23 protein-coding genes are annotated in these 24,892 nt (G+C 52.7%); 14 read left to right on the plus strand and 9 right to left on the minus strand.

The genetic code is table 11. The features are described 5' to 3' along the window. The first annotated feature begins 4 nt into the window (after positions 1 to 4). The 7 genes from ispF to rpoS all read left to right on the plus strand — a co-directional run bounded on the left by ispF (position 5) and on the right by rpoS (position 5,925). The gene (gene ispF, locus B3007_RS13865; RefSeq protein WP_068437223.1) at positions 5 to 487 is read left to right on the plus strand and encodes a 2-C-methyl-D-erythritol 2,4-cyclodiphosphate synthase; all 483 of its coding nucleotides are present in this window, start codon (positions 5 to 7) and stop codon (positions 485 to 487) included. Next, entirely contained in the window at positions 487 to 1,473 is a 987-nt protein-coding gene (gene truD, locus B3007_RS13870; protein ID WP_273089952.1) for a tRNA pseudouridine(13) synthase TruD, read from the plus strand. The genes ispF and truD overlap by 1 nt, the downstream gene beginning before the upstream one ends. Continuing rightward, positions 1,473 to 2,213 (plus strand): 5'/3'-nucleotidase SurE, encoded by a 741-nt coding sequence (gene surE / locus B3007_RS13875; RefSeq protein WP_301376820.1) that lies wholly within the window; start codon positions 1,473 to 1,475, stop codon positions 2,211 to 2,213. Before truD ends, surE begins: the two co-directional genes overlap by 1 nt. A gap of 46 nt (positions 2,214 to 2,259) precedes the next feature. Continuing rightward, a complete protein-coding gene (locus B3007_RS13880; RefSeq protein ID WP_068437229.1) occupies positions 2,260 to 2,892 on the plus strand; it encodes a protein-L-isoaspartate(D-aspartate) O-methyltransferase in 633 nt (210 codons plus the stop codon). A gap of 102 nt (positions 2,893 to 2,994) precedes the next feature. Then, complete coding sequence (locus B3007_RS13885) at positions 2,995 to 3,900, plus strand: DUF368 domain-containing protein (protein WP_301376819.1); 906 nt, start codon at positions 2,995 to 2,997, stop codon at positions 3,898 to 3,900. 203 nt (positions 3,901 to 4,103) lie between these two features. Then, on the plus strand, positions 4,104 to 4,892 hold the full coding sequence (locus tag B3007_RS13890; protein WP_301392232.1) for a peptidoglycan DD-metalloendopeptidase family protein: 789 nt from the start codon (positions 4,104 to 4,106) through the stop codon (positions 4,890 to 4,892). 76 nt (positions 4,893 to 4,968) lie between these two features. After that, positions 4,969 to 5,925: an RNA polymerase sigma factor RpoS gene (gene rpoS / locus B3007_RS13895; RefSeq protein ID WP_297530619.1), complete on the plus strand. Its 957-nt coding sequence runs from the start codon at positions 4,969 to 4,971 to the stop codon at positions 5,923 to 5,925. Between the two features lie 61 nt (positions 5,926 to 5,986). Here the strand turns inward: rpoS and B3007_RS13900 are convergent, their stop codons facing one another. The 3 genes from B3007_RS13900 to B3007_RS13910 all read right to left on the minus strand — a co-directional run bounded on the left by B3007_RS13900 (position 5,987) and on the right by B3007_RS13910 (position 9,058). Then, the gene (locus B3007_RS13900) at positions 5,987 to 6,850 is read right to left on the minus strand and encodes a MaoC/PaaZ C-terminal domain-containing protein (protein WP_068437253.1); all 864 of its coding nucleotides are present in this window, start codon (positions 6,848 to 6,850) and stop codon (positions 5,987 to 5,989) included. 221 nt (positions 6,851 to 7,071) lie between these two features. Continuing rightward, positions 7,072 to 7,707 carry a single-stranded DNA-binding protein gene (ssb, locus tag B3007_RS13905; protein WP_068437255.1) on the minus strand — a complete coding sequence of 212 codons (636 nt, stop codon included), beginning with the start codon at positions 7,705 to 7,707 and terminating at the stop codon, positions 7,072 to 7,074. Then, complete coding sequence (locus tag B3007_RS13910) at positions 7,691 to 9,058, minus strand: MFS transporter (RefSeq protein ID WP_297533894.1); 1,368 nt, start codon at positions 9,056 to 9,058, stop codon at positions 7,691 to 7,693. Before B3007_RS13910 ends, ssb begins: the two co-directional genes overlap by 17 nt. A gap of 188 nt (positions 9,059 to 9,246) precedes the next feature. Between B3007_RS13910 and B3007_RS13915 the strand changes: the two genes are divergently transcribed. The 3 genes from B3007_RS13915 to B3007_RS13925 all read left to right on the plus strand — a co-directional run bounded on the left by B3007_RS13915 (position 9,247) and on the right by B3007_RS13925 (position 13,421). Continuing rightward, positions 9,247 to 9,939 carry a LuxR C-terminal-related transcriptional regulator gene (locus B3007_RS13915; protein WP_068437262.1) on the plus strand — a complete coding sequence of 231 codons (693 nt, stop codon included), beginning with the start codon at positions 9,247 to 9,249 and terminating at the stop codon, positions 9,937 to 9,939. A gap of 77 nt (positions 9,940 to 10,016) precedes the next feature. Next, on the plus strand, positions 10,017 to 12,848 hold the full coding sequence (gene uvrA, locus B3007_RS13920) for an excinuclease ABC subunit UvrA (RefSeq protein WP_301376818.1): 2,832 nt from the start codon (positions 10,017 to 10,019) through the stop codon (positions 12,846 to 12,848). Positions 12,849 to 12,866: 18 nt separating this feature from the next. Then, positions 12,867 to 13,421, plus strand: coding sequence for a DTW domain-containing protein (locus tag B3007_RS13925; protein ID WP_301376817.1), 555 nt, complete (start codon positions 12,867 to 12,869; stop codon positions 13,419 to 13,421). 15 nt (positions 13,422 to 13,436) lie between these two features. Here the strand turns inward: B3007_RS13925 and B3007_RS13930 are convergent, their stop codons facing one another. Continuing rightward, a complete protein-coding gene (locus B3007_RS13930) occupies positions 13,437 to 14,777 on the minus strand; it encodes an adenylate/guanylate cyclase domain-containing protein (RefSeq protein ID WP_297533891.1) in 1,341 nt (446 codons plus the stop codon). A gap of 144 nt (positions 14,778 to 14,921) precedes the next feature. Here B3007_RS13930 and B3007_RS13935 point away from each other — a divergent pair, with 144 nt between their 5' ends. Continuing rightward, a complete protein-coding gene (locus B3007_RS13935; protein WP_175607907.1) occupies positions 14,922 to 15,092 on the plus strand; it encodes a hypothetical protein in 171 nt (56 codons plus the stop codon). A gap of 23 nt (positions 15,093 to 15,115) precedes the next feature. Continuing rightward, positions 15,116 to 16,324: a phosphoserine phosphatase SerB gene (gene serB, locus B3007_RS13940; protein WP_301376816.1), complete on the plus strand. Its 1,209-nt coding sequence runs from the start codon at positions 15,116 to 15,118 to the stop codon at positions 16,322 to 16,324. Positions 16,325 to 16,412: 88 nt separating this feature from the next. On the opposite strand, the gene B3007_RS13945 is transcribed toward serB, so the two are convergent. The 3 genes from B3007_RS13945 to epmB all read right to left on the minus strand — a co-directional run bounded on the left by B3007_RS13945 (position 16,413) and on the right by epmB (position 21,594). Then, a complete protein-coding gene (locus B3007_RS13945) occupies positions 16,413 to 18,503 on the minus strand; it encodes an EAL domain-containing response regulator (protein WP_301376815.1) in 2,091 nt (696 codons plus the stop codon). A gap of 99 nt (positions 18,504 to 18,602) precedes the next feature. Next, the gene (locus B3007_RS13950; RefSeq protein WP_068437281.1) at positions 18,603 to 20,414 is read right to left on the minus strand and encodes a hypothetical protein; all 1,812 of its coding nucleotides are present in this window, start codon (positions 20,412 to 20,414) and stop codon (positions 18,603 to 18,605) included. Between the two features lie 151 nt (positions 20,415 to 20,565). Beyond that, positions 20,566 to 21,594 (minus strand): EF-P beta-lysylation protein EpmB, encoded by a 1,029-nt coding sequence (gene epmB / locus B3007_RS13955; protein ID WP_076516507.1) that lies wholly within the window; start codon positions 21,592 to 21,594, stop codon positions 20,566 to 20,568. Between the two features lie 35 nt (positions 21,595 to 21,629). Between epmB and efp the strand changes: the two genes are divergently transcribed. Further along, on the plus strand, positions 21,630 to 22,196 hold the full coding sequence (gene efp / locus B3007_RS13960) for an elongation factor P (RefSeq protein WP_068437287.1): 567 nt from the start codon (positions 21,630 to 21,632) through the stop codon (positions 22,194 to 22,196). Continuing rightward, positions 22,189 to 23,121 (plus strand): EF-P lysine aminoacylase EpmA, encoded by a 933-nt coding sequence (gene epmA, locus B3007_RS13965; RefSeq protein WP_301376814.1) that lies wholly within the window; start codon positions 22,189 to 22,191, stop codon positions 23,119 to 23,121. Before efp ends, epmA begins: the two co-directional genes overlap by 8 nt. A 49-nt stretch (positions 23,122 to 23,170) precedes the next feature. Here epmA and asd read toward each other — a convergent pair whose 3' ends face one another. Together asd and B3007_RS13975 are read right to left on the minus strand one after the other, a co-directional pair. Next, on the minus strand, positions 23,171 to 24,028 hold the full coding sequence (asd, locus tag B3007_RS13970) for an archaetidylserine decarboxylase (protein ID WP_076516511.1): 858 nt from the start codon (positions 24,026 to 24,028) through the stop codon (positions 23,171 to 23,173). A gap of 11 nt (positions 24,029 to 24,039) precedes the next feature. Next, entirely contained in the window at positions 24,040 to 24,867 is an 828-nt protein-coding gene (locus tag B3007_RS13975) for a sulfurtransferase (protein ID WP_068437297.1), read from the minus strand. Between the last annotated feature and the right edge of the window lie 25 nt (positions 24,868 to 24,892).

Here is a 24,892-nt window from a genome sequence, read left to right on the forward strand (position 1 = left end):
GGTCATGCGCATCGGACACGGTTTTGACGTACACGCTTTTGATGAAGGCGATTTTATTACGCTTGGAGGTATGAAAATTCCTCACTCGCACGGCCTTAAAGCGCACTCCGATGGTGATGTTGCATTACATGCATTGGCTGATGCGCTGCTGGGCGCGGCGGCACTGGGGGATATCGGCCAACACTTCCCGGATACGGATGAACAATGGAAGGGCGCTGACAGTCGCATGCTGCTGCGTCATGTTGTTTCGCTGGTTGCTGACAAAGGTTATCGCGTGGGTAATGTTGATGTCACCATCATCGCGCAAGCACCAAAGATGGCCCCTCATATCGCTGATATGCGCGCCGTAATCGCTGCAGATCTTCAGGTCAGAATCGACGACGTTAATGTGAAGGCCACCACAACTGAAAAGCTCGGTTATGTCGGTCGTAAAGAGGGTATTGCCGTTCACGCGGTAGCTCTGTTGCTGAATAGTGAGACGCAATAATGCAGGATTATTCAGTATTGCCGGAGTGGCCATCCGCGTACGAAGCGACAGGAGCTACGGCCGTATTAAAGCAGGAGAACAGTGACTTTGTGGTCACAGAGATTCCTCTTGGGTTGCCGTCGGGCGAAGGAGAGCATGTCTGGCTTGATGTCGCCAAAGATGGGGCGAATACGCAGTTTGTGGCCGCTCAGATTGCTGAATTCGCCGGTGTTCGCGAGCTGGATGTGGGTTATGCAGGCCTGAAAGACCGATACGCAGAAACGCGTCAGTGGTTCACTGTGTGGATGCCTAAAACAGAGGCGCCAGACTTTACAGCACTCGAACACCCTGAGTTTCGTGTAATAAGTCAGGCTCGGCATATAAAAAAGCTGCGCCCTGGAGACCTGCTCGGTAATCGTTTTCAGATACTTTTACGTGAAGTCAAAGGAGACCGTACTGCCATCGAGCGTAATCTGTCGTTGGTTCAACAGTATGGCGTCCCGAACTATTTTGGCCCCCAGCGGTTTGGTCTGGCAGGGGACAACGTGGCAAATGGCATGGCGATGCTGAAGCGTGAAATTCGCGTGCGTAATAAAAAGAAGAAAGGCATCTATCTGTCTTCGGTCCGGTCTTTCCTGTTTAACGAAGTTCTCGCCGCCAGAATACGTTCTGGGTTGTGGGGGCAGAGCCTGACTGGCGATATCCTGACGGATGAAGGTGTCGCAACAGGACCTATGTGGGGACGAGGGCGGCTGACAACTACCGATGACGCTCTGGCGCTTGAATCGGAGATTGCTGCACAACATCCTGAACTCTGTGAGGGGCTTGAATTCTCTGGTCTGAATCAGGATCGCCGTGCGTTGGCAGCAATGCCCGGTAATATGACCTGGAGCTGGCCAGAAGAGTCGCATTTACTACTCACATTTTCACTGCCTGCCGGTTATTATGCGACATCACTTATTCGTGAATGCATAGAAACAACTGAACCTGAAAGGTATGTACCCTGATGACTCTGCTGCTTTCCAATGATGACGGTGTTCATGCGCCCGGCTTGAAGATGCTGGCCAGGACGTTGTCTGCGGCGGGCTACGATATTCGCGTCAGTGCGCCAGACCGTGACCGTAGTGGCGCAAGTAACTCTCTGACGCTCGACCGGCCCCTGCAGGTCATTCACCATGAGAACGGTTTTCATAGTGTTGATGGCACCCCGACCGATGCGGTGCACCTGGCTCTCAACGAATTTCATGCGGACACGTGCGAACGGGTGATTGCAGGCATCAACAGCGGCGCCAATCTGGGGGACGACGTTCTCTATAGTGGTACCGTTGCCGCTGCCACCGAAGGGCGTTTTCTGAAGCGCACACCCATAGCGGTTTCTTTATGTGGAAAGACCCACTTTGAAACAGCTGGCCGGGTACTGATCGATATTCTGCCGCAATTTGAATCTCTGGCCTTGCCGCGCAACGCCGTGATTAATGTGAACGTTCCGGATCTACCCTACGAGGACATTACCGGTGTTGAGGTGACTCGTCTGGGGCACCGAAATAAAGCGGATAATCCGGTTAAAACAACCAACCCTCGTGGCAAAGAATTATTCTGGATCTCGGCGGCGGGCGACGTTGCTGATGCCGGGCCGGGTACTGATTTTTATGCGATTGAGCAGGGGCGGGTCTCGATCACCCCGATTCAGATCGATATGACGCTACATAGCATGTTGGTTCCGATGTCGGAATATTTTGAGAAGTGAGAGTGCAGGAAGCAAGGTGAACGAACACTACTTATCTGGCATTGGAATGACCTCGCAACGCACCCGCAACCGTCTGGTGCAGCGTTTACAGGAAGCTGGCATCAGAAACGAAGAAGTGCTGAATGTCATTGCCACAACTCCAAGACACCTTTTCGTCGACGAAGCGCTCGCGCACCGCGCGTATGAAGATACTGCTTTGCCCATCGGCAACGGCCAGACCATCAGCCAGCCTTATACCGTTGCACGCATGACAGAAACACTGCTGGCGAACGGGCCGTTGGAACGGGTGCTGGAAATTGGTACCGGCTCGGGTTACCAGACAGCCGTGCTCAGCCCGCTTGTCAGAACATTATATAGTGTCGAACGTATCGAACCACTGCACAATCGGGCCGTTGAGCGTCTGCAAAGCCTGGGCTACGACAATGTGCACCTTGCCTTATCTGATGGCACCTGGGGGTGGCCAGAGCATGGGCCTTACGATGGTATTCTTGCTGCTGCTGCGCCGGAAGAGGTGCCTGAATCATTACTGGCACAGCTCGCTGATGGTGGACGTATGGTCATCCCGGTCGGTGGCAAAGAGCAGAAGCTGGTGCTGATCACCCGACGCGGTGATCACTTCGCACGAAAAACTCTGGAAACGGTGCGTTTTGTGCCCTTTCTACCCGGAGTTCAGAATTAATCAGAGGGCGCTACGGCGTCCTTTTCTTTATCTGTCACTCAATCGAATACACGATTTACAACAACGACATTTGCGCAGGGGCTGCGCACCAACGGAGATACAATGGAGCATCTGAAAATTTTTCTTAAGGGTATGGCAATGGGGGCGGCGGATGTTGTCCCTGGTGTGTCGGGTGGCACTATCGCATTTATCACCGGTATCTATACCCGCTTATTGGATGCCATTTCCAGCGTCAATCTGGAGGCTTTAAGGAAGCTCAGAGCCGAGGGCTTCAAATCAGCCTGGACTCATATCGATGGAACCTTTCTGCTGGCATTAGGCGCAGGCATTCTGACGGCCATCATCAGTCTGGCCAAGGTAATTCACCACCTGCTCATGACTCATCCGGTTCTGCTGTGGTCATTTTTCTTCGGTTTAATTATCGCCTCATGCGTACATATTGGTCGTACGATTCCACAATGGCGGTTAAAAGAAATCGCAATGCTGGTGGCTGGGGCCATCATCGCCGCCTTTATCAGCCTCGCATCACCTACCGAAACTGCCGTGACGCTACCAATTATCTTCGCCGCTGGCAGCATAGCTATCTGCGCCATGATTCTTCCCGGCATATCCGGCAGCTTTATTCTGCTACTGATGGGCCTCTATACCCCTGTGATTGCCGCGATTAAGGGGTTTGATCTTCCGGTGCTACTGACCTTTGCAGCAGGAGCGGGCCTTGGACTTTTGTTGTTCTCCCGCTTGCTCAGCTGGCTTCTGCATCACTATGCATCCGTAGTACTCGCACTTCTGACGGGTTTTATGGTCGGATCATTAGTAAAAGTCTGGCCATGGAAAGAAACGCTGTCGACACGCATCAACAGCAAAGGAGAAGAAGTGCCATTCGTACAGCAGATGGCACTGCCCGTATTTGATGAAATGGTTGTGGTTTCAATTTTTTTGATGTTCTCAGGGGCCATTCTTGTTATCGGACTTGAACGCTTCGGAAATGGGAATTCAGCGGAAAAATAAAATGAACGTCTGTTTAGTCACTTCTTTTCTTTGAAAAGCAGGTTTGAAATCCTGTATACAGTGGCTACGGATAAAAAAATCCTGATATTTTTTAGAATACTTTGGAATTAAAAAATACGTTTTTTATTCACCTGAGTTGCAAAGGTTGCAAACCGTTACATGGGCGGAAAGCCGTCACTATCGGGTGTCAAAAAGTCGTAAACTTGTCAGAACCTATGAAAACTGCCCGGCTTGTCATATTAGTCATAACCTCAACGATAGTTACTGCTTGTACATCTGGCGGTGGCTTCGTCTCAGTTGATCAAAAATTCGGCAGAGACAAAACGGCGTCAGGTTTTCATCTCGTTCGCGAAGGTGAGACGTTATATTCCATTGCATGGCGCTATGGACTGGACTATCGCGAGTTGGCGAACGCTAACTCCATTTCTTCCCCACACACGATTTACCCTGGACAGAAAATTGACATCGACTATACCGCCGCAGAAGCCGCCCGCGCGCCGCGTGTCACTGTCAGAAACCCGTCAAATTCACCGCCTACAGCGGTACAGCCGAAAGTAGCGAAACCTAAAAATGGTCATATATCGCCAAAACCGGTGCCGACCGGGCCGGTTTCAGGGTGGCAGTGGCCCTCTGATGGCAAAATGATTGGTCGATTTTCGACCAGAAAGCCCGTCAACAAGGGGATTGATCTTGCCGGGTCGATGGGGGAATCTATTTTGGCAGCAGCGGCGGGGACAGTGGTCTACGCAGGCACCGGACTCCGGGGATACGGCAACCTTGTCATCATCCGGCACAACGAAAAGTTCCTGAGTGCATACGCCCACGCCAGCCGCATCACCGTCAGCGAAGGCCAAGAAATTAAAGCGGGCGGAAAAATTGCCGAAAAAGGATCTACTGGTACCGACAAAGTGAAACTTCACTTTGAGATCCGGGAAAACGGCAAGCCGGTCAATCCACTGAAGTATCTGCCTAAGCGCAGAGGGGGTGGATAAAAAGTAAACAGTCGTTCTGGCACAAAACCTGTTTCGGTTCAGGTTCAGGATGACCAACCCAAAGGTGGGACTAAACATGGCAGTACAGCAACGCGATATTAGTGAAGAAGTGTTCGATGACGTAGAAACAGCCTCTGCTGATGAATCTACTGAAGAAAGCGGCCAGGAAAGGTTTGCTGCGGACACATCCGGGAAAACTCTTGATGCCACCCAGATGTATCTCAATGAGATTGGTTTCTCTCCGCTGTTGTCTGCCGAAGAGGAAGTGCACTACGCTCGCCTGGCTCGTAAAGGTGACGAAATGGGCCGCCGACGCATGATCGAAAGTAACCTCCGTCTGGTGGTGAAGATCTCACGTCGTTACGTTAACCGTGGTCTTTCTCTTCTTGATCTGATTGAAGAAGGTAACCTGGGTTTGATCCGCGCAGTAGAGAAGTTTGATCCGGAACGTGGCTTCCGCTTCTCGACTTACGCAACCTGGTGGATTCGTCAGACCATCGAACGTGCAATTATGAACCAGACTCGCACCATTCGTCTGCCGATTCACGTAGTAAAAGAACTGAACGTCTATCTGCGTGCTGCCCGTGAGCTGGCTCAGAAGCTTGATCACGAGCCGACGGCAGAAGACATCGCAGAACTGCTCGATAAGCCGGTCGCTGACGTTAAGCGCATGCTGAAGCTGAATGAGCGTGTTACTTCGGTTGATACCCCACTGGGCCCGAATTCTGATAAGTCGATTCTCGACACCATCGCTGATGAGCGTATGGAAGATCCGGGTACAGAGCTGCAGAACGACGATATACAGAGCAACCTGTCACAGTGGATCGAAGAACTGCCTGAAAAGCAGCGAGAAGTACTCTCCCGTCGTTTTGGTCTGCGCGGCTATGAGCCAAGCACACTGGAAGATGTAGGCCGCGAAATCGGACTCACCCGTGAGCGAGTGCGTCAGATTCAGGTAGAAGCACTGAAGCGTCTGCGCGAAGTATTTGAAAAGCACGGTCTGAACGCAGAAGTGCTGTTCGGTATGGCATAAGCCGACCACCGAAAACAAAAAACCGGCCATTGGCCGGTTTTTTTATGTCTGCTCTTTGGGCTTAGATGTATTTCACCTGACCCGCGAGGAATGGCTTGCCATCTTCTGGATCGGTTAAGCCGAAGTCCACACCGTCTTTACGGACGTTATAGCCCAGCTGCGCTTGTCCCGGCAGGAAGATAGGTAGCTTGAAGTCTACAGTGACTTCCGCAGGACGCCCTTTCAGGTGAGATTCGATCGACGCCATGGCGCGTGCTTTTGCCCACATACCATGAGCAATCGGACGCTTGAAGCCGAATGCCCGTGCCGTGAACGGGAACAGATGAATAGGGTTGATATCCCGCCCGAGAAGCGCGTACTTAACGCCTGTCAGGGCCGGTACTTCCCAGTCTACGATACGTTCAGGATTCTCAAGGACATCCAGCGTTGGCGCTTTTTCCATATCCGGGTTCTTCTTTCCACGCTTGAGGAGCACGCTACGGCACTCCCAGACGAGTTCGCCGTCCATGTGCATGCGAGTGTAGAAAGTGAAGAGTTCACCGTTGTGGACCTTTTCCGGGCCGATCAGGGTGCAATCGGTATCCAGGGTAGCGTCGACAGGAATCTGTTTGTGCTGAGTGATGATATTACGGATATGCACCAGGCCCATGACCGGGTAAGGGTAAGCATCCGACAAAAACAGCGCACTCTGCAGTGGGAAGGTCAGCAGAAAAGGAAAAGTGAAAGGCAGGTACTTACTTTTCTCAAAGCCACACTGGCGACGGTACTCTTCCAGTTTGGAAGGATCGATCCTGACGTTTTTACGGGAGAAACGTGCACGTTCTTCACAGACCAGTTCTTGCTTCGGTTTTGCTGGGTTCTTGAGGGCAATACGAATGTACTGAATGACTGGTGGAGTAGGGTTCTTGATCTCTTTCGTTAACATCTGAGGCTTCCTTAATTGAATACCTGAGTCGGAGTGTGTCTGGCCTATTATGCCCATTAGTCTGTAGTGAATGCGCAGCATTATAGAGTCTTAATGCGGCATTAGACTTGGCCTCAGAGACATACAGTTAACGTCGAATCTGACGTTTTGTCAGACAGGTGTCTTTTAAGTTTCTGGGGCCAGATATAAAAAACGGGGCCGAAGCCCCGTTTTCAATTCCCTTAGAACGGGATGTCGTCGTCAAAATCATCAAAGCTATTGCTTGGCTGCGGAGCAGGCTGCTGAGGTGCCTGTTGCGGAGGTTGCTGATAACCACCTTGATTGCCATATCCGCTCTGAGCCGGTTGCTGTGCAGGCTGAGGCGGGCGCTGTGGCGCCTGTTGATAACCGCCTGGCTGTTGAGCCGGCTGCTGCGGAGCCTGGCGTGGCTGCTGAGGTGGTTGCTGGTAACCGCCCATTCCGCTACCCATGCCACCACTCATGTTGCCTGGCATCTGCCCTGCACCAGAGCTCATGGCGTCGCCGCGTGAATCCAGCATCATCATCTCGTTGGTGATGATCTCTGTGGTGTAGCGTTTTACGCCGTCTTTTTCCCATTCGCGGGTACGCAGCTTGCCTTCGAAGTAGGCGCGTGAACCTTTTTTCAGGTATTGCTGGCAGATTTCAGCAAGACGTCCATAGACGGTCAGGCGGTGCCATTCCGTCTGCTCGACCTTCTGGCCGGTTGCCTTGTCGTTGTAACTTTCATCTGTTGCCAGTGACAGGTTGGCTACGGCATTGCCATTCGGAAGGTAACGCACTTCAGGGTCGCGACCCAGGGTGCCGATGAGAGTGACTTTATTAACACTGCGAGCCATGTTTTTCTCCTGTGGATTCGATCAAGGTCAGTGCGTCTTCGCGGCTGAATTCATCCGCACTGACTTTCAGATATACCGCGTCTTCTGCCGGAAGATAAAGTGCTTCAGCAACGCCGGGCAGAGCTTCAAGTGATGCCAGGGCTGAATTATCGAGATGGCGATGGCCCGGCAGGCGGACACTGACCAGATGACGCGGTGCATTGGTCTGAGACATTAACAGCGCCCAAAGTACCACCAATGCCCCCAGTCCGACAAACAGAATTGGTGCACCATAGTGGCTGAGAACCCAGCCCCCGATACTGCCACCGAAGAAGGCTCCCAGAAACTGCATGCTGGAGTAGATTCCCATCGCACTGCCTTTGGCTCCGGCCGGTGCGATCTTGCTGAGCCAGGATGGCAAGCTGGCTTCCATAAGGTTGAAGCCCCAGAAGTACAACAACAGCAATACGATCCAGTGCCAGAGTGAGGAAGCTGCGCCCATGAGCAGAAGTGCGGCAGCAATGATCAGTGCGCCTGTAATAACGACACCCTTCATGCGTTGGCGTTTCTCGGCAATGATGATGAGTGGCACCATCAAGACAAAGGCGACCAGCAGTACGGGCAGGTATAGCCAGCTGTGGTGATCCGCCGTCAGACCTGCTTCAACCAATTGAGCAGGGATAGCGACGAAAATAGCGACCATCAGAGCATGGAGTAAGAAAATCCCCAGGTTCAGGGGCCACATGCGGCGATTTTTAAGTTGTTCGATAATGACAGGGAGTGCCGCGCTGGCGTCTCTGTGCTGTTTGGCCGGGGGAGCAGGAATAACCCAAAGAGTAACCAGAACGCCGCCGATGGCCAGTACTGCGGTGACAGCAAAAATCAGGTGAAGGCCACCGAAGGAAGCCAGCCAGGGCCCGAGTATGAGAGCGACGGAGAAGGATAGGCCGATACTGGCACCAATGGAAGCCATGGCTTTCATCCGGTGCTCTTCGCGAGTCAGGTCAGTGACCAGGGCCATAATCGCACTGGCGATAGCGCCACCGCCTTGCAATGCGCGCCCTATGATCACTCCCCAGACACTGTCTGAGGTGGCCGCGATAACGCTGCCCAGGGCAAAGATCAGCAAACCGCCGATGATGACAGGCTTGCGGCCAATCCTATCGGAGAGTGCGCCGGCAGGGATCTGTAACAGCGCCTGGGTCAGGCCGTATACGCCCATAGCCAGCCCCAGCAACTGAGGTGTTGCACCTTCCAGTTGCTCGCCTTCGAGCATCATGACGGGCAGAACCATGAACAGGCCCAACATACGAAGAGCGTATAGTGAGGCGAGGGAGATCACGGCGCGTTGTTCGGTTTTATCTGGGGTCACTGTGCGGCCAATCGATAACTGTGAAACAGGGCGGCTAGTCTACCAGATTGTCGGCGCTGGAGGGGGAGTCTTGATGACGCCAAATCCCATTACCATCTTAGTCTGATTGCGGTAAACTCCTTTAGGGGTATAAGGGATATACCAAGACGGAAGCGACTAGCTTGGGCGAAAGTACATGGAGAGACTTTATGGACCAGAGATCACCTGCCATCGAACGAAGAATACTTCTTTTTGGTCAGACAAACCTTGAGAACTCGATACTGATCGGCAATGTTCATCAGAACACAGGTATTGAGTGTCAGCTGATAGATGTTCGTCACTGGCGGGCAGAGTGGGAATTCGAAGCAGACAGAGTGATTGCTTTGATTGATTCCGGGAGCGCAGCTCCAGAACGTATCCGCGAGCTGGTGGATTGTCTTCATGACCTGCAAGCCGATGTTGGTATTGCCGTATTTAATGTGGCGAAACGACACCCCTCCGAACAGCTGATAAGTTGGCCTAAACTGAATGGTCTATTCTACATCGGTACGACCCACAGCCAGTTGTGTCGAGGCATTGAAAGTCTGTTTCTCGGCGAGCTCTGGCTACCACGCCATCTCATGGCGGCTTTTCTTGAGAGAACCCGCGAGCGCCCTAAAAACGCCACCGGCTTTGCCGGTATTCTCACTCGTCGTGAAAAGCAGATACTGCGCCTGACGGCAACAGGGGCGACAAACGCTGAAGTGGCTGATGAACTCAACGTCAGCATGCATACGGTAAAAACTCACGTTTATAACCTGTTCCGGAAAATCGGCGTGACCAACCGAATTCAGGCGGTGAACTGGGCAAAAGAAAATATGCACGAGCTGCATGACAAGGAAGAAGCAGAAGCAACAGGATAATTCACAGTAAAAGCGGCTGAACCCGTCTTCGCCTTGCTTTACAATGGGGGTTTTGACTCAGGTAGTGAAAGCTCCACATGGATAAAATTCTCGTTCGCGGCGCACGTACACACAACCTCAAAAACGTCGATATTGATATTCCACGGGATAAGCTCGTGGTAATCACGGGTCTCAGTGGCTCGGGCAAATCCTCTCTGGCGTTTGACACTCTGTACGCTGAAGGGCAGCGGCGCTACGTTGAGTCACTATCTACTTATGCTCGCCAGTTCCTGTCGATGATGGAAAAGCCCGACGTCGATCTGATTGAAGGCTTATCTCCGGCGATTTCTATTGAACAGAAATCGACCTCTCATAATCCTCGCTCGACCGTTGGTACTGTCACCGAAATCTACGATTACCTACGTCTGCTGTTTGCGCGTGTCGGAACGCCGCGCTGCCCGGATCATGATGTGCCTCTGGAAGCTCAGACTGTGAGCCAGATGGTTGATGAAATTATGCTGCTACCCGCAGACAGTAAATGCATGATTCTCGGGCCTGTAATCCGGGATCGAAAAGGTGAGCACCTGCATGTATTTGAAAGCCTGCGTGCACAGGGTTTTATTCGTGTTCGTGTAGACGGCACTGTGTGTGACCTCGATGATACTCCCGACCTTGATAAGCGCAAAAAGCACACGATCGAGGTCGTGGTAGATCGTTTTAAAGTCAAAGAAGGTATTGAGCAGCGCCTGTCAGAATCCATCGAGACCTGTCTCGAACTCAGTGGTGGTCTGGTGCTGGTCGCTGATATGGATGCGCCCGAGAAAGAACCCATGATGTTCTCTTCTCAGTTTTCCTGTCCGCACTGTGGTTACAGCCTTTCAGAGCTGGAGCCTCGTCTCTTTTCATTTAACAACCCGGCCGGTGCCTGTCAGACGTGTGATGGTCTGGGTGTGAAACAGTATTTCGACCCTGACCGCGTCGTACACGATGATTCTCTGAGTGTGGGCGAAGGCGCGATTCGCGGCTGGGACCGTCGTAGCGTTTATTACTATCAGATGTTGTGTTCAGTGGCGGATCATTATGGCTTTGATATTGATACGGCTCTGGCAGACCTGAAGCCTGAACATCGCGATGCAATACTGCGTGGCTCTGGTGATGAAAAAATCGAATTTATTTACGTGAATTCCCGTGGTGATCGCGTCAGCAAATCTCACCCGTTTGAAGGGGTGCTGCCAAACCTTGAGCGGCGTTACCGCGAAACCGACTCTCAGATGGTGCTTGAGGAATTGTCTAAGTACCTGAGCATTCAGCCGTGCCCTGCGTGTGATGGTTCACGTCTGCGACGTGAGGCCCGTAACGTTTTTGTGGGCGATAAAACCATTCATGCCTGCACCAGCATGCCGGTCGAAGATGCTCATAACTATTTTTCAGAATTTCAGATGGATGGCCATAAAGGTGAAATTGCTGAAAAAATTCTGAAAGAAATTCGTGATCGTCTGCAATTTCTGGTCAATGTCGGTCTTGAATATCTGACACTTAACCGTAGCTCTGACACGCTCTCGGGTGGTGAAGCTCAGCGGATTCGCCTGGCTTCTCAGATCGGTGCTGGTCTTGTTGGGGTGATGTATATTCTTGATGAACCATCGATTGGTCTGCATCAACGTGACAATGACCGCCTGCTTAAAACCCTGTTCCACCTTCGTGATCTTGGTAATACCGTACTCGTTGTCGAACACGATGAAGACGCAATTCGTAGTGCCGATCATCTGATCGATATTGGCCCGGGTGCTGGTGTGCATGGCGGTGAAGTGATTGCGCAAGGCACACCCGCTCAGGTGATGAAGAATAAAAACTCTGTCACGGGGGAATACCTCAGCGGCAAACGGGCTATCGCTCTTCCGGAAAAGCGTACGCCATATGACAAGAAAAAAGTCATGACGTTAAAAGGCGCTAACGGTAACAACCTGGACAGTGTTGATCTGACCATTCCTTTGGGGCTGATGACCTGTATCACCGGGGTTTCCGGTTCGGGTAAATCAACCCTGATTAACCGCACTTTATACCCGCTGGCTGCGACAGCACTGAACGGTGCAACCACGCTTAAGCCTTCGGAGCATAAAAGTATCACGGGGCTGAATCAGCTCGATAAAGTCGTGGATATTGATCAGTCTCCGATTGGTCGTACTCCGCGCTCCAACCCTGCGACTTACACCGGGATATTCACTCCGGTTCGTGAAATATTCGCTGGAACACAGGAAGCGCGCTCACGCGGTTATAAAGCCGGTCGTTTTTCTTTCAATGTGAAAGGCGGACGTTGTGAGGCCTGTCAGGGCGATGGTGTGATCAAAGTCGAAATGCACTTCCTGGCTGATATCTATGTGCCGTGCGATGTCTGTAAAGGTAAGCGTTACAACCGTGAAACTCTGGATATCCGCTACAAGGGTAAGAATATCCATGAGGTGCTGGATATGACGGTCGAAGATGCGCGTGAGTTCTTTGATGCTATCCCGGCAGTGGCACGTAAGCTTCAGACACTGATGGACGTCGGTCTCAGTTATATTCGCCTTGGTCAGGCAGCGACCACGTTGTCCGGTGGTGAAGCGCAGCGTATTAAGTTAGCGAAAGAACTGTCTAAGCGGGATACCGGTAAGACACTCTACATTCTTGATGAGCCGACCACGGGCCTTCACTTTCATGACATCGAACAGCTGTTAGTTGTTCTGCATCGTCTTCGTGATCATGGTAATACCGTGGTGGTGATCGAGCATAACCTTGATGTCATCAAAACCGCCGACTGGATTGTTGATCTGGGCCCAGAAGGTGGTTCGAAGGGCGGCTTGATTATCGGTGAAGGTACTCCTGAAGACATCGGTGCGATGGAGCACTCGCATACCGGGCGCTTCCTGCAGCCTCTTCTCGAACGTGGGTAAAGCTTTGATGAGGCTGCGATGAGCAGGTCGGTCTGTGATGGCTGCGGGAGGCCAGAGAAGGTCTGCCTCTGCAGCCATCTGATTCATTATGAGCTGCCGTTTCGTTTGGTGATCTGGCAGGATCCGGACGAAGCTAAGCATCCATTGTCCACAGCGCCCTTACTCGAACGCAGTATCAAGGGGTGCGAACTGAAAGTTGGCGATCAATTTACCTTTGAAGAAGTATTCGCGGTGCCAGCAGACGCTGGTGTTGCGCTCCTCTACCCATCGGACGAATGCTCAATCGAAGCAGATGTGCAAGCCATTCATACGGTGTTGGTACTCGACGGCACCTGGCGCAAAGTCCGGCGCTTAACGTTACTTAATCCCTGGTTATTATCGCTTCCCAGATTATCGCTCAGCCCGGACGGACCGTCTGAATATCTCCGTACCAGTCAGGTGGAAGGCGGCGTCAGTACGCTGGAGGCTGTGTTGATGATGGCGCATCAGTGCGCGCCTGAAGGTAACTACCTTGAGGGGATTGGTGTCCTGCAACGTATGGCAGAGTTGCAGGAGCAGATGCGTCGTCGGTAAGTGAGGTGCTGGTGGTCAGGCGCTTTCAGTCATACTGGTGATGTGTTTCATCTGGCGCTGAATCAGAGATTCTGTTTTCTCTGGTAGCTGGTTAAGCCAGTAGGTTGGCTGCACGCCACCATGCAGGTCACGAATATTCGGACCCTCGCTCCAGATGATATCGTGGCCGTCTTCAAGCATTTCTATCAAGGTCTGGCTGGCAATGATCCGGCGTTCTTCACTTTGCGCCGCCAGGTGGTATGCCCAGTGCACAGCATCACCAATCAGGCTGTATTGAGTCGACACGCCATCCTGAAGAGGCGCCATAAGTACCGGGCCCCAGTGAGCTGCAACGTTAAACTCAAGCGGAAGTACCCCAGAGCTCGTTTCGTGCAGGTGATTAACCAGGCTGGTAAACAGGCGCGCCGCATACAGACAGTGCATGGCGGCGTTGCGGTCACGGCCGGGTACGCCAAACAGCATAACGACACCGTCGCCCAGGTAGCGGTCAACTTTACCGTTGTAGAGCTTAGCGGCTTGAGAGAGCAGGCGATGATATTGATTCAGCGTGGTGGTCAGCTCTTCAGCGCTGAGACGTTGCTGAAGTAGTTCAAGGTCCTGAATCTCAATAAAAAGCATGGCGCAGTCGTAGTACTTCATCGGGTCAGGGAATGGGGTGTCTTCATTGCCCATGAACTGCCCGAGAGCAACCTCAACCGCGCGACGTTGTTGCTCACGTTTGGATATGTCGCCCAGAACGGAGTGCAGTGACTGCAGGTCTGGGTCTCCCGGCCCCATCGGTAGGGTCAGCTCTTCACCATCGCGCCAGCCGCTGAGTTTCGTTCGCAGCTGGCGTAGGTAGCGTGCGTACTTCTCACTTAGCATCCAGCCCGCCAGGCCCGCAATCAGACTCAGGGCTGCAGTGACCAGCAGACTTTGCGAAGCCACTCGTGTCGCTGCTGTCTGCGCCGGAGCATCTGTTGTATAACCTTCCAGTGAGCCATAAAGAGTACCGTCCTGGCGGATCTCGACGGGCATCATGGTCAGTTCTGCGTTAATACGCCCGGCACTGGCTGCTGGCTTGCCTTCGCGGTCAAGCACGCGAATGGCAGGCATAGCATTACCGGCGTCCCATTCACTCAAGGTCAGGTTCAGGGTAATCCGGTCGTCCCGCACTAATGCTGGAGTCAGTAATGCACCGAGATGTTGCAGCTGACGCGTGTTTTCTGAAGTGAGTTGCTGGTGGGCGTAACTGCGTACCTCGGTATAGGCGAGAGCGCTCAGTACGATGCCCGCAATCAGGACCATGACCGCTGCCAGTAGACCAGCGCGCTGGCTGGTGTTGAGTGTTTCGCTGAATGTGCGGAGATTGGGCATCGGCTGTCCTGATAATTCTAAATTTCCATAACTTTAATGGTATTATATGCCGCGCTTGTCGCAACGCCAGCACCGAACACGACTTCTGTGATGGATGACAGCTAGTAAATTACAGTTTAGATATAGTTTAGATGAGGAATGACCATGAGTGATGTGAAACAGTCTCTGCAGGACAAACTGGCACAACTTGAGAAAGGTCTGTTTCTGATGAGTGTTGACCGCGTGCGTGCTCTGTCTGTACACGAGACCGTTGAACTGATCGAAGAACTGCGTGCCGTGGTTGCCGCAGCGAAATCAGACACCGACAAACTCTGATCTGCAGATTAAGCGAGACCTCCGTGACGGAATTAGTGCTCATTCGTATCACCGGTGCTGACAAGCCCGGTGTTACTGCGACCATCAGTAGTATCCTTGCACAGTATGAAGTGACAGTACTGGATATCGGTCAGGCCGAAATCCACGACTCGCTTTCGTTAGGGATACTGGCAGCCATCCCGTCAACGGCGGAAGCAGCTCCGGTTCTGAAAGACGTACTTTTCAGAATCCACGAAATGGGGCTGTCAGTCTCGTTCACTCCGGTGACGCCTGAAAGCTACGAGCACTGGGTCGCTGGTCAGGGGAAACCCCGTCATATCATCACGCTGTTAGCGCGGACCATTCAGGCCGACGCTATCGCACGCGTGACTTCTATTGCTGCCGAGCACAACCTCAATATTGACCAGATCAGTCGCCTTTCTGGCCGTGTCCCGCTGGATAAGCAAAGCGAGACAACCCGCGCCTGTGTCGAGTTTTCTGTTCGCGGTGAAGCAAATCAGACTGCCATGCGAGCGCAGTTTCTGGAAGCCGCCAACGATCTGAACGTTGATATCGCCTTCCAGGAAGATGATGTGTACCGACGTACCCGTCGCCTTGTCTGCTTCGATATGGATTCGACCCTGATCGAAACCGAAGTGATCGACGAACTTGCTCACGCCGCCGGCGTAGGTGAGCAGGTGGCTGAAATCACCGAGCGGGCAATGCAGGGAGAACTCGACTTCACACAGAGTTTTGAACAGCGGGTTGCGCTATTGAAAGGTCTGAGTGGGGACGTGTTGCAGGGCATTGCTGAGCGCCTGCCTGTTACAGAGGGTGCTGAGCGTCTGATCCGTAACCTGAAAGCGCTGGGCTACAAAACCGCGATTCTGTCAGGTGGCTTTACCTATTTCGGGCGTTATCTCCAGTCTCAGCTGGGCATTGATTACGTCTACGCGAATGAGCTTGAGATGGAAGGCAACGTCGTGACGGGGCGCGTGACCGGGCGTGTTGTTGATGGTCAGCGTAAAGCTGAGCTACTACGTGAACTCGCCGAGCGTGAGGGCATCCGCCTCGAGCAGACCATCGCCGTGGGTGATGGTGCGAATGATCTGCCGATGTTATCGGTGGCTGGTCTTGGCATCGCGTTCCGTGCGAAGCCACTGGTACGTGAAAACGCCAAACATGCGATCTCAACACTGGGGTTGGATGGGCTACTTTATCTTCTTGGTTACCACGACCGCGATATTCATTAAGCGCGGGTGCTGCTCAGCCAGTTCCCAGGTCCTTTTATCGAGCTCGCATTATAGAGAGCAGAGCTTCTACTGATGTAGAAGCTCTGGCTTATTCTTCTGAGAAGTTATACGTCATATCCGCCTGTGGCGCCTGAACGTAATAGCCCTGAATAAAGTGAACACTGTAGTGCCAGATATTGGCCACGGTGGATGAATTTTCGATGAATGGGGCGATACTGATTTTCCCTGCCTCGTGTACCTCGCTGAGCAGCTCTTTCAACGCTTTGTTGCCGTTAGCGTTATCGCCACCAATCTCGCGGATATATGAACCGTCGACTTTTACGTAATCAATATCTACCTGTTGCAGTAGGCGCATCGGCTCCAGCTCGCAGCCAAAACGACTGACAGCGGTGCTGATGCCAAGCGCGCGTACCAGATAACAGAAGCGCTTGGCAGGCGCTGCATGGCGTACGGCATCTTCTTCAGAAAACTGAAAAATGATCGCGTTGTGATTGAGTCCGGCGGCTTTCAGTGCGACCTGAACCCAGGCGGGTAGCTTCTCATCGCGCAGAGACGCCCCAGTAATATTGATAAAGAGCTTGGTGTCTTTACCTTGTTTCTGACGCTCAGAAAGAAGCTTGGTAGCATGCAGGATGACCCAGCGATCCAGTTTCCGTTTGAGCGTATCACTTACCTCGGCGCTGTTAATAAATGCCCCGGCCTGAGAGTCTGAGGCATCTCCTCCGGGTAATCGAAGCAGCACTTCGTAATGCTCGGCATCATCCCCCCGCATACTGATCAGAGGCTGAAACAGTAAACGTAACTGATTACGTGACAGTGCCGTCGTGATCTGCTTTTCCATCGAGCGCGTTTGTCGTGCCTCCGATTTGTCTTCCGGCATAAACAGGTGAGCGCTGCTGCTCGCCTGTTTGTTTTCTTCGGCAGCTGCATCGCAGGCAAGGTGAGCCTGCTGCAGGATCTCGGTCGGTACTGGGCTGGCGTCTGTGATCAATGTTATGCCAAGGCTGAGTGTTGGCTGTACGGTACGCTGTTCCAGATCAATGAGGAGATTATTGACCGTGCTGATCAGTTTCTGGGCTTGCTGACGTGCCTTGGCTGGGTCACCACCTGGCATCATCCAGATAAAAGTATCGTCTGATATGCGTGCGGTGACATCGTATTCATGCGCGATGCTGCTCAGGCACTGACTGATTTCGCGGATCACCGTATCGCTGGATTCAATACCAACATCGCGGCGTATAGTATCGAAGCCATTAATTTCCGCGTAAACCAGAGTGCTGTACTGTTTTTCGAGAACGGCGTGATCGACAGCGCGTGTCAGGCGTTCCAGGAAATATTCCTTGTTGTGTAACTGCGTGACCACATCGCGGTGTCGCAGTTCTGTCAACTCAGCAGCCAATTCGCTCTCTGTATCACGACGACTGATCTGAATCTGATTACATGGCTCGTCGCTGTAGGTGGCGTCACTGAAGCTCATGGTCATCGGAAATTGCTCACCATCCGGCAGAACGCCCGTGGTTTCGAGCTCAAAGCTATCAGGTATGCCGGTGCGGTATTGCTTCAGGAAATCCTTAAAACTCGCCTGGCTGTCCGAGGCAATCATGTCCATGATCGGCATACCCTCGAGGTCTTCAACTGATTCATAACCGAACATTTCAAGATAGGCAGAATTTGCATGGACATGCATACCATCGTGAATGTAGGCGATCGGGTCGCGTGAACTTTCCAGCAGCATGCGCGAGCGCTTCTCTGCGTCTCGTAGTTTAACCTTTAACAGCCGGACTTCCTGGCGGTTGCGCAAGTGCTCGACTTCGCGTCGGATGGTCTGCATCAGGATGTTGCTTTCATCAAAAGCAACTACAGCACTGGCGCCTTTGGTCAGAGCACTTTCGAGAAGAGCGTTGCTGGAATTTGCCGGTATGAGGATCAAAGGAATATCGTAGTTCAGTCGATGAATCTGACTCAGCAACTCAGTGAACTCAATGTTCTCCAGATCCGGGTCAGCCACAACGACGTCCCACTGGGCGGACTTCAGGGCTTCCTCAAACTGCTCATGAGTAATCACTGTCCGCGCACGTGTACTGAACCCGGAATTACGCATCAGACTGACGAGCTGTTCTGCGTCGTTCTGAGTCTGCGTCAGTAACAGGAGTTGCAATGTGTCACGGGATAGCGACATGAGTGGACATACCTCGGTTGAAGAAAACCCGGAATTATAGGTGCTGTCGAATCAAAGAAAAACGGCACAGGTGACAAATTTTGTCACCTGTTGGCCCGATCAGAGTTTATTCCAGAGAGAATCAAAATCATCTTCAATCAGAGCATCACTAACACTGGTGGCCACCTGGCGTTTTTGCTCGGATGAGACTCCGGAAGCTCTGAACTGGAATTGCCCAAAGCTATTAGTAGACGCCAGGCTTTTGCTTAACTGATAGCGTCCGCTGAGTTTCTCATGCATCAACTCAATCTTATTTCCGGTACGGAAGGGCACCCGCGGCAGTATGACGCTGGCAGGCTGAGCGATCGCTTTAATCGCAGGCAGAACCAGAGCGCGCATTTGCGGACCGTTGCTGCCGGTTTTTTGCAGCAGGCGGGCGATAGCGACTTCGGCACGCGGTGCCAGAAGTTCAACGCCCAGCTGAGTCCCCTGACCTCGCAGGTGACGAATCCAGCGGATTGCTCCGACAGACCAGTGGCGTACGCCACGCTCCTGAATGCCGATCAGCTCGCCGGCCTGAATGGCGCTGGGTAGCTCACCTTTCCATTGCAGGCAATAGCCACCCGGGCTGGTGTTAATCAGAATTACGCCATAGCTGCTGTAGCGGGTTTTGGGCTCGCTGTTTTCTTCTTCTTCGACCTGATGGCGGTTGATAAACTCAATAGCATCAAGATTCATCGCTTTGTTATCGGGCATGCGTGAACCGCCAGCATCAAACGCATCGGCCCAGACATCGTCAGACACAGTGGCGCCGGTATCAACAGATTTACCGGCAGGGCCCTGATCAACAGGTTTCATCTTCAGGGAAACCTGATCAAAGTCGCGTTTCCCTGCCGTGTAGTAGTGCAATGCAGACAGACCGACGCAGACACTTAGTTGACCATCGGTAGGCACGCGACGGAATGAACGCTGCCAGTGGATTCCCCAGGATTGAATCGCATGGGCAATCAGCGTTTCGCTGGTCTTATCTGGCACGGTAATCCGGCCATCGCTGCCCGCAGACGCATATAGCTTCAGCGCCTGAACCAGTTTTTGCGTGTTCAGGCTGCGGAAATTTATCTTTTGGTTATCGCGCAGATGCTGGCGATACTGGCCTGGGCGGTCGCGATGAAGGTTGATGATAAACAGAGCGCTTTCATCGTCAGCCGGCGTCAGTTCAGCGTGAGGTGCCCAGTATTCACATACTTCATACAGTTGTGCCAGATCCTGCTGGCGCAGGTTGCTGGGTTTCGCTGTCCCCAAAAGGTGTATGCGTGCGAAGGCGTCACGGATTGTAGATTTGTAAACGTACCGTGCTTGTTGATCTTCAATAGTGATGTTTTCCAGACGGCGCGCTTCTGCCATCAGGTAGATCTGGTTCACGTCCAGCCAGGTTCTGTCTGGCGGCTGAAAATACAGCTGGTAGGCCCGCAGAATAATCTGACTGCTGTCGACAATTGCTCGGTGAATAGCCGGTGCAAAGTGCTTGGGCGGACGATCTCCGGCGCCAAGCAGATCAACACTGTGTGCGACCACCATTTTGTAACCAGTCGCGAGATGCCCTTGCAACGCCTGGCTCAGATTAGCGATCTTAAGTTGCTTATCATTCAGGGATACAGAGGACTGCAAAAAGTGCTTATTCAGGACTTTGCAGACCGAGTGTATATAAGGACGGATAACTTCGAGGAGTTCAAATCGCTGTGCCGCAGGGCAGCTTAATGCGTTTAACTCGCGGATGGCCTGATAGAGGCGTCGGGAAGCTTCCCCGGTATTTGCCATTGGCAGGCTTTTGGCCCACTGTGAGAACGCCGGAAGTCCCGAACCACAGAACGACAACTCGCCTTGAGTTGCATTCGGGATATGCAATGTTATCGGTGTGCTCTGGCTGTCCATGCGATCCTGCTGTTAACTTTCGGGGTTAGCGATTTATATAGCCTCTATGGCGTGTATTTTCCAGCAACTACACGACATTTAACCGTTTCAAAAGAGAAATGTGAATTTCTTTTACACGAACTGGCTACGCTATCACAAAATACCGGTGCGATCAGGCCAGAACGGGGTGGGGACGCTTGTAGGGGTCTCCGGGCACTTCTCTCACAAGTTGTGGGACAAGGTAGCCCGGCAATTGTTCTCTTATACCGAGATAGAGCGCGGTGGCGTCCTTGTCGTCGACGAAATAATGCTGCGTCCCTTCAACTTTATCTGGAAGGTGAAGGTAATAGGGCAGTACCCCCATTGTAAAGAGCTTCTCGCTTAATTCGGCCAAAATAACAATGTCATCATTAACGCCCTTCAGGAGCACGCTCTGGTTGAGAAGCGTTACGCCACTGCTTCTGAGTTCACGCAGACGTTCCGCATGGAGAGCGGTCAGCTCGTTCGGGTGATTCACATGGAGCACCATGGCGTTATCTGTACGGGTATGACTGAGCGCTGTCTGCAGTTCCGGTGTCAGGCGCTGAGGAATGACCACCGGCAGGCGGGTGTGTATACGGATTCGTCTTACGTGGCTTATTTCATCAATGGCTTCAATCAGCTCTGCGAGGGCTGTGTCCTGAAGCATCAGTGGGTCGCCACCGCTGAGTATGACTTCAGAGATGCTGGCGTCGGCACGGATATAGTCCAGAGCCGATTTTCTTTCCTCCCGACTCAAGCGGTTGTCGGCATAGTCGAAGTGTCTGCGGAAGCAGTAGCGGCAGTTAACGGCGCAGCCGGTTGCTGCCAGCATCAGCACCCGCCCCTGGTATTTGTGAATAATCCCAGGGCGTATGTTCGTCTGACGCTCACCAAGGGGGTCGATACTGTAGCCTGGTAGGTCTGATGCATAGGTTTCGCTGGCGATGGGCAGAACCTGTCGCAACAGAGGGTCATTCAGATCACTACGAACCATCTGATCAGCAAAGGGTCGGGGTACCAGTAACGGGAACGTCAGGGCCGGGTGGCCGGCCTTAAGAGCTTTATCTACCGGAATATCCAGATAGCTGAGCAGGCGCTCTCCATTGCGGAAAGAGTCAGCGAGAATCTGTCGCCAATCCTGCATCTCTACAGGCGGCTCTGTTCGCGTTATGATACGCACCTTAATTTATTACCTGACAGTAAGCGGAAGTCAAAATGGCTAACTATTCTACCAACGAATTTAAATCGGGTCTCAAAGTGATGCTCGACAATGAGCCGTGCTCTATTGTGGAAAACGAGTACGTTAAGCCGGGCAAAGGCCAGGCATTCAATCGCGTGAAGCTCCGTAACCTGCGTAACGGTCGCGTTCTTGAGAAAACCTTCAAGTCAGGCGACAGCCTGGAAGGCGCTGACGTGATGGAAGTGGACATGGAATACCTCTACACCGACGGTGAATTCTGGCACTTCATGGCTACCGACGGTTCTTTCGAGCAGCACGGCGCTTCTCAGGAAGCCGTAGGCGACACCGTTAAGTGGCTGAAAGAGCAGGACGTGTACACCGTTATCCTGTTTAATGGCGCTGTTCTTACCGTTGCACCGCCTAACTTTGTAGAGCTTGAAGTAGTTGAGACTGATCCGGGTGTAAAAGGTGATACCGCGAACGGTGGCAGTAAGCCTGCAACTCTGTCGACCGGTGCGGTTGTTAAAGTCCCACTGTTTATCAATATCGGTGAAGTGCTGAAGATTGATACCCGTTCGGGCGAATACGTCGGCCGTGCCTGATACGCGCTGGCAACCCTCTTGCGATCGGGCAGCTCTGGCTGCCCGATCTGCGTTTTACCGCACTATTCGTGAGTTCTTTTACGCACGCGACGTGCTTGAGGTCGACACTCCTCTGTTAGGAAACGCGCCTGTTTCTGATCCCAATATTGAACCGATGCAGACCCGGGAAGGACGGTGGTTACACACCTCGCCTGAGTACGCAATGAAGCGTCTGCTGTGTGCAGGAAGCGGAGATATCTGGCAGTTATGTAAGGTGTTTCGTGCGGGGGAAGCAGGGCGTCGTCATAACCCTGAGTTTTCCATGCTCGAATGGTACCGGGTCAGTTGGTCGCTGGATCGTCTGATGGACGAAGTCCGGGACCTCGTGCGGGCGCTGTTTCAAACCCGCTGGGCCGAGCTGCCCGAAGTGCGTATGAGCTACGCCAGTGCGCTGAAGCAGTTTGCTGGTATCGATGTCCATAAGGCATCGGATGACGACATCGCTGCGGTCGGTATTTCTGCCGCAGGGCAGGATCTGCAACTGGGCCGTGACGGCTGGTTAGATATCATTATGAGTCATAGGGTCGAACCAGCTTTGTCCGAAGAAACTCTGGTGTTTATTTATGACTTCCCCGCGAGTCAGGCAGCGCTTGCGAAGGTGAGTTGCGATGCCGATGGCAACCCGGTGGCAGAACGTTTCGAATTGTTCTTTAACGGCACTGAATTAGCTAATGGATATCACGAACTGACCGATGCAGAGGAACAGCGTCGTCGCTTTGAAAAAGAAGCCGACGGGCGCCCTCTGGATGAGCAGTTATTGTCGGCGATTGAACAAGGCTTGCCGGAATGCTCCGGCGTAGCCATGGGCGTAGATCGCTTATTGATGCATTTACTACAGGCTGAGCACATCAGTGATGTACTCAGTTTCGACTGGCCGAGAGCCTGATCACGACTGGATCAGGCCAAGGCCAGAGGTAAGTCGGGTTTGAGTCAGATCACGAAAGGTCCGCGATGGCCTCGCCCATTCTTACCGGTGAGCCCGCTTCAAAGGCATCCTTCCAGTCCACAACGCCTTTCGGGTGACACAGAATGACGGTCGAACCGAGTTTGAAACGCCCCATTTCTGCGCCCTTGTCCAGTGATACGTCAACAGGTGCGCCATACTCACTGACTTTGAGTTCGCGGCGCGGTGGAGCAATATGGCCAGCCCAGACGGTTTCAACGGCAGCGACGATCATAGCGCCGACCAGCACCATAGCCATCGGTCCTTTGTCGGTATCAAAAATACAGACAACCCGTTCGTTGCGAGCGAACAGGCGAGGTACATTCTCGGCGGTTACCTGATTTACAGAGAACAGGTCGCCGGGAACATAAATCATGTCACGCAGTTTGCCGGCCATCGGCATGTGTACCCGGTGGTAATCCTTCGGTGACAGATAGATGGTCGCGAATTCACCGCCCATAAAAGGCGCTGCCCGTTTGGCATCTCCACCGAGTAGCTCAGTCAGGCAGTAATCCTGACCTTTCGCCTGAAAAATACGGCCATCAACGATTTCACCGCGCTGTGATACGGCACCGTCAGCAGGTGAGCACAGGACAGAGGCATCACCTTCGATCGGGCGTGCACCATCAATTAATTCGCGTGTAAAAAAGTCGTTAAAACAGGAGAACTCAGAGGCCGTCTGACGCTGAGCTTCGCTCATGTTGACGCCAAACTTTTTGATGAACAGATTAATGAGCGGATTTTTTACCCATTCCATTTCTGTCTCAGCCAGAGCACCCACAGCACGAGAGAGCAGGTGCTGCGGAACAACGTATTGGCTGGCGATAAACAGATTGTCTTTAAAACTCATTGGGTCATCTCTTAGTTAGGTTCAGTGCCGGTCACAACCGGTGTGTTTTCGTCATTGCCCCACTCAGACCACGAGCCAGCATAACCCCTGATATCGAATCCCAGAATTTTACCAACCAGGTAGGTATATCCGGAACGATGGTGGGTCTGGCAGTGCGTAGCGATACGCTTAGTCTCATCGATACCCAGGCCTGACAGTAAGGTGCGGAAAGCATCCAGATCGTTAATACGTAAACCGCGGTCTTTGTCCATTCCACGGGTCCACTCATAATTCACGGCTCCCGGAATGTGGCCACCGCGGGCTGAAATCACTTTTTCACCCGTGTATTCGGCGGCTGAGCGAGCGTCCCAGATGGCAAAGTCCGGTTTTCCGAGGTTATCCAGTACCTGGGCTTTGGTGAAGGTGGCATCCGGGTTAATCGCAGTGATTTTATAGTCAGACGCCTGCGGGGTAACGGTGCCGGTTTCCTGTGGTAAGCCCGCCTGACGCCAGGCGACGATACCGCCATTAATATAGGAATATTTTGTATGGCCTATGCAGTCGAGTACCCAGATCAGACGCCCGGCCCAGCCACCGCCTTCGTCGTCAGAGCAGATAACGTGAGTGTCAGGCGTCAGTCCCAGCTCGCTGAATACGGCTTCAAGATCTGAGACTTCTGGTAACAGACCAGGGACGGGTGTACCCGGACGTTGTAAACGTTTGAAGTCGAGGTGAACTGCACCCGGAATATGACCTTCAACGAAGGTCTCTGCCTTACTCTGGTCGATGACCAGGACATTATCGAGCGGTAACAGGTCAGCCAGTTGTTCTGGCTCCAGCAACAAAGGGAGGTCAGCCATGGGGGGGTCACTCAGCTAATTATTT

The sequence above is a fragment of the Thalassolituus sp. UBA675 genome, from assembly GCF_002297765.1.
In the GTDB taxonomy this organism is placed as follows: Bacteria; Pseudomonadota; Gammaproteobacteria; order Pseudomonadales; family Oceanobacteraceae; genus Thalassolituus.

Excerpts from the sequence above, each read along its gene's own strand:
- B3007_RS13880 (WP_068437229.1), top strand. The coding sequence starts at position 2,260 with ATGACCTCGCAACGCACCCGCAACCGTCTGGTGCAGCGTTTACAGGAA.
- ispF (WP_068437223.1), top strand. The coding sequence starts at position 5 with ATGCGCATCGGACACGGTTTTGACGTACACGCTTTTGATGAAGGCGAT.
- uvrA (WP_301376818.1), top strand. The coding sequence starts at position 10,017 with ATGGATAAAATTCTCGTTCGCGGCGCACGTACACACAACCTCAAAAAC.
- efp (WP_068437287.1), top strand. The coding sequence starts at position 21,630 with ATGGCTAACTATTCTACCAACGAATTTAAATCGGGTCTCAAAGTGATG.
- B3007_RS13915 (WP_068437262.1), top strand. The coding sequence starts at position 9,247 with ATGGACCAGAGATCACCTGCCATCGAACGAAGAATACTTCTTTTTGGT.
- surE (WP_301376820.1), top strand. The coding sequence starts at position 1,473 with ATGACTCTGCTGCTTTCCAATGATGACGGTGTTCATGCGCCCGGCTTG.
- B3007_RS13945 (WP_301376815.1), bottom strand. The coding sequence starts at position 18,503 with ATGTCGCTATCCCGTGACACATTGCAACTCCTGTTACTGACGCAGACT.
- B3007_RS13930 (WP_297533891.1), bottom strand. The coding sequence starts at position 14,777 with ATGCCCAATCTCCGCACATTCAGCGAAACACTCAACACCAGCCAGCGC.
- B3007_RS13885 (WP_301376819.1), top strand. The coding sequence starts at position 2,995 with ATGGAGCATCTGAAAATTTTTCTTAAGGGTATGGCAATGGGGGCGGCG.
- B3007_RS13935 (WP_175607907.1), top strand. The coding sequence starts at position 14,922 with ATGAGTGATGTGAAACAGTCTCTGCAGGACAAACTGGCACAACTTGAG.
- B3007_RS13975 (WP_068437297.1), bottom strand. The coding sequence starts at position 24,867 with ATGGCTGACCTCCCTTTGTTGCTGGAGCCAGAACAACTGGCTGACCTG.
- rpoS (WP_297530619.1), top strand. The coding sequence starts at position 4,969 with ATGGCAGTACAGCAACGCGATATTAGTGAAGAAGTGTTCGATGACGTA.
- asd (WP_076516511.1), bottom strand. The coding sequence starts at position 24,028 with ATGAGTTTTAAAGACAATCTGTTTATCGCCAGCCAATACGTTGTTCCG.
- ssb (WP_068437255.1), bottom strand. The coding sequence starts at position 7,707 with ATGGCTCGCAGTGTTAATAAAGTCACTCTCATCGGCACCCTGGGTCGC.
- B3007_RS13900 (WP_068437253.1), bottom strand. The coding sequence starts at position 6,850 with ATGTTAACGAAAGAGATCAAGAACCCTACTCCACCAGTCATTCAGTAC.
- truD (WP_273089952.1), top strand. The coding sequence starts at position 487 with ATGCAGGATTATTCAGTATTGCCGGAGTGGCCATCCGCGTACGAAGCG.
- B3007_RS13950 (WP_068437281.1), bottom strand. The coding sequence starts at position 20,414 with ATGGACAGCCAGAGCACACCGATAACATTGCATATCCCGAATGCAACT.
- B3007_RS13925 (WP_301376817.1), top strand. The coding sequence starts at position 12,867 with ATGAGCAGGTCGGTCTGTGATGGCTGCGGGAGGCCAGAGAAGGTCTGC.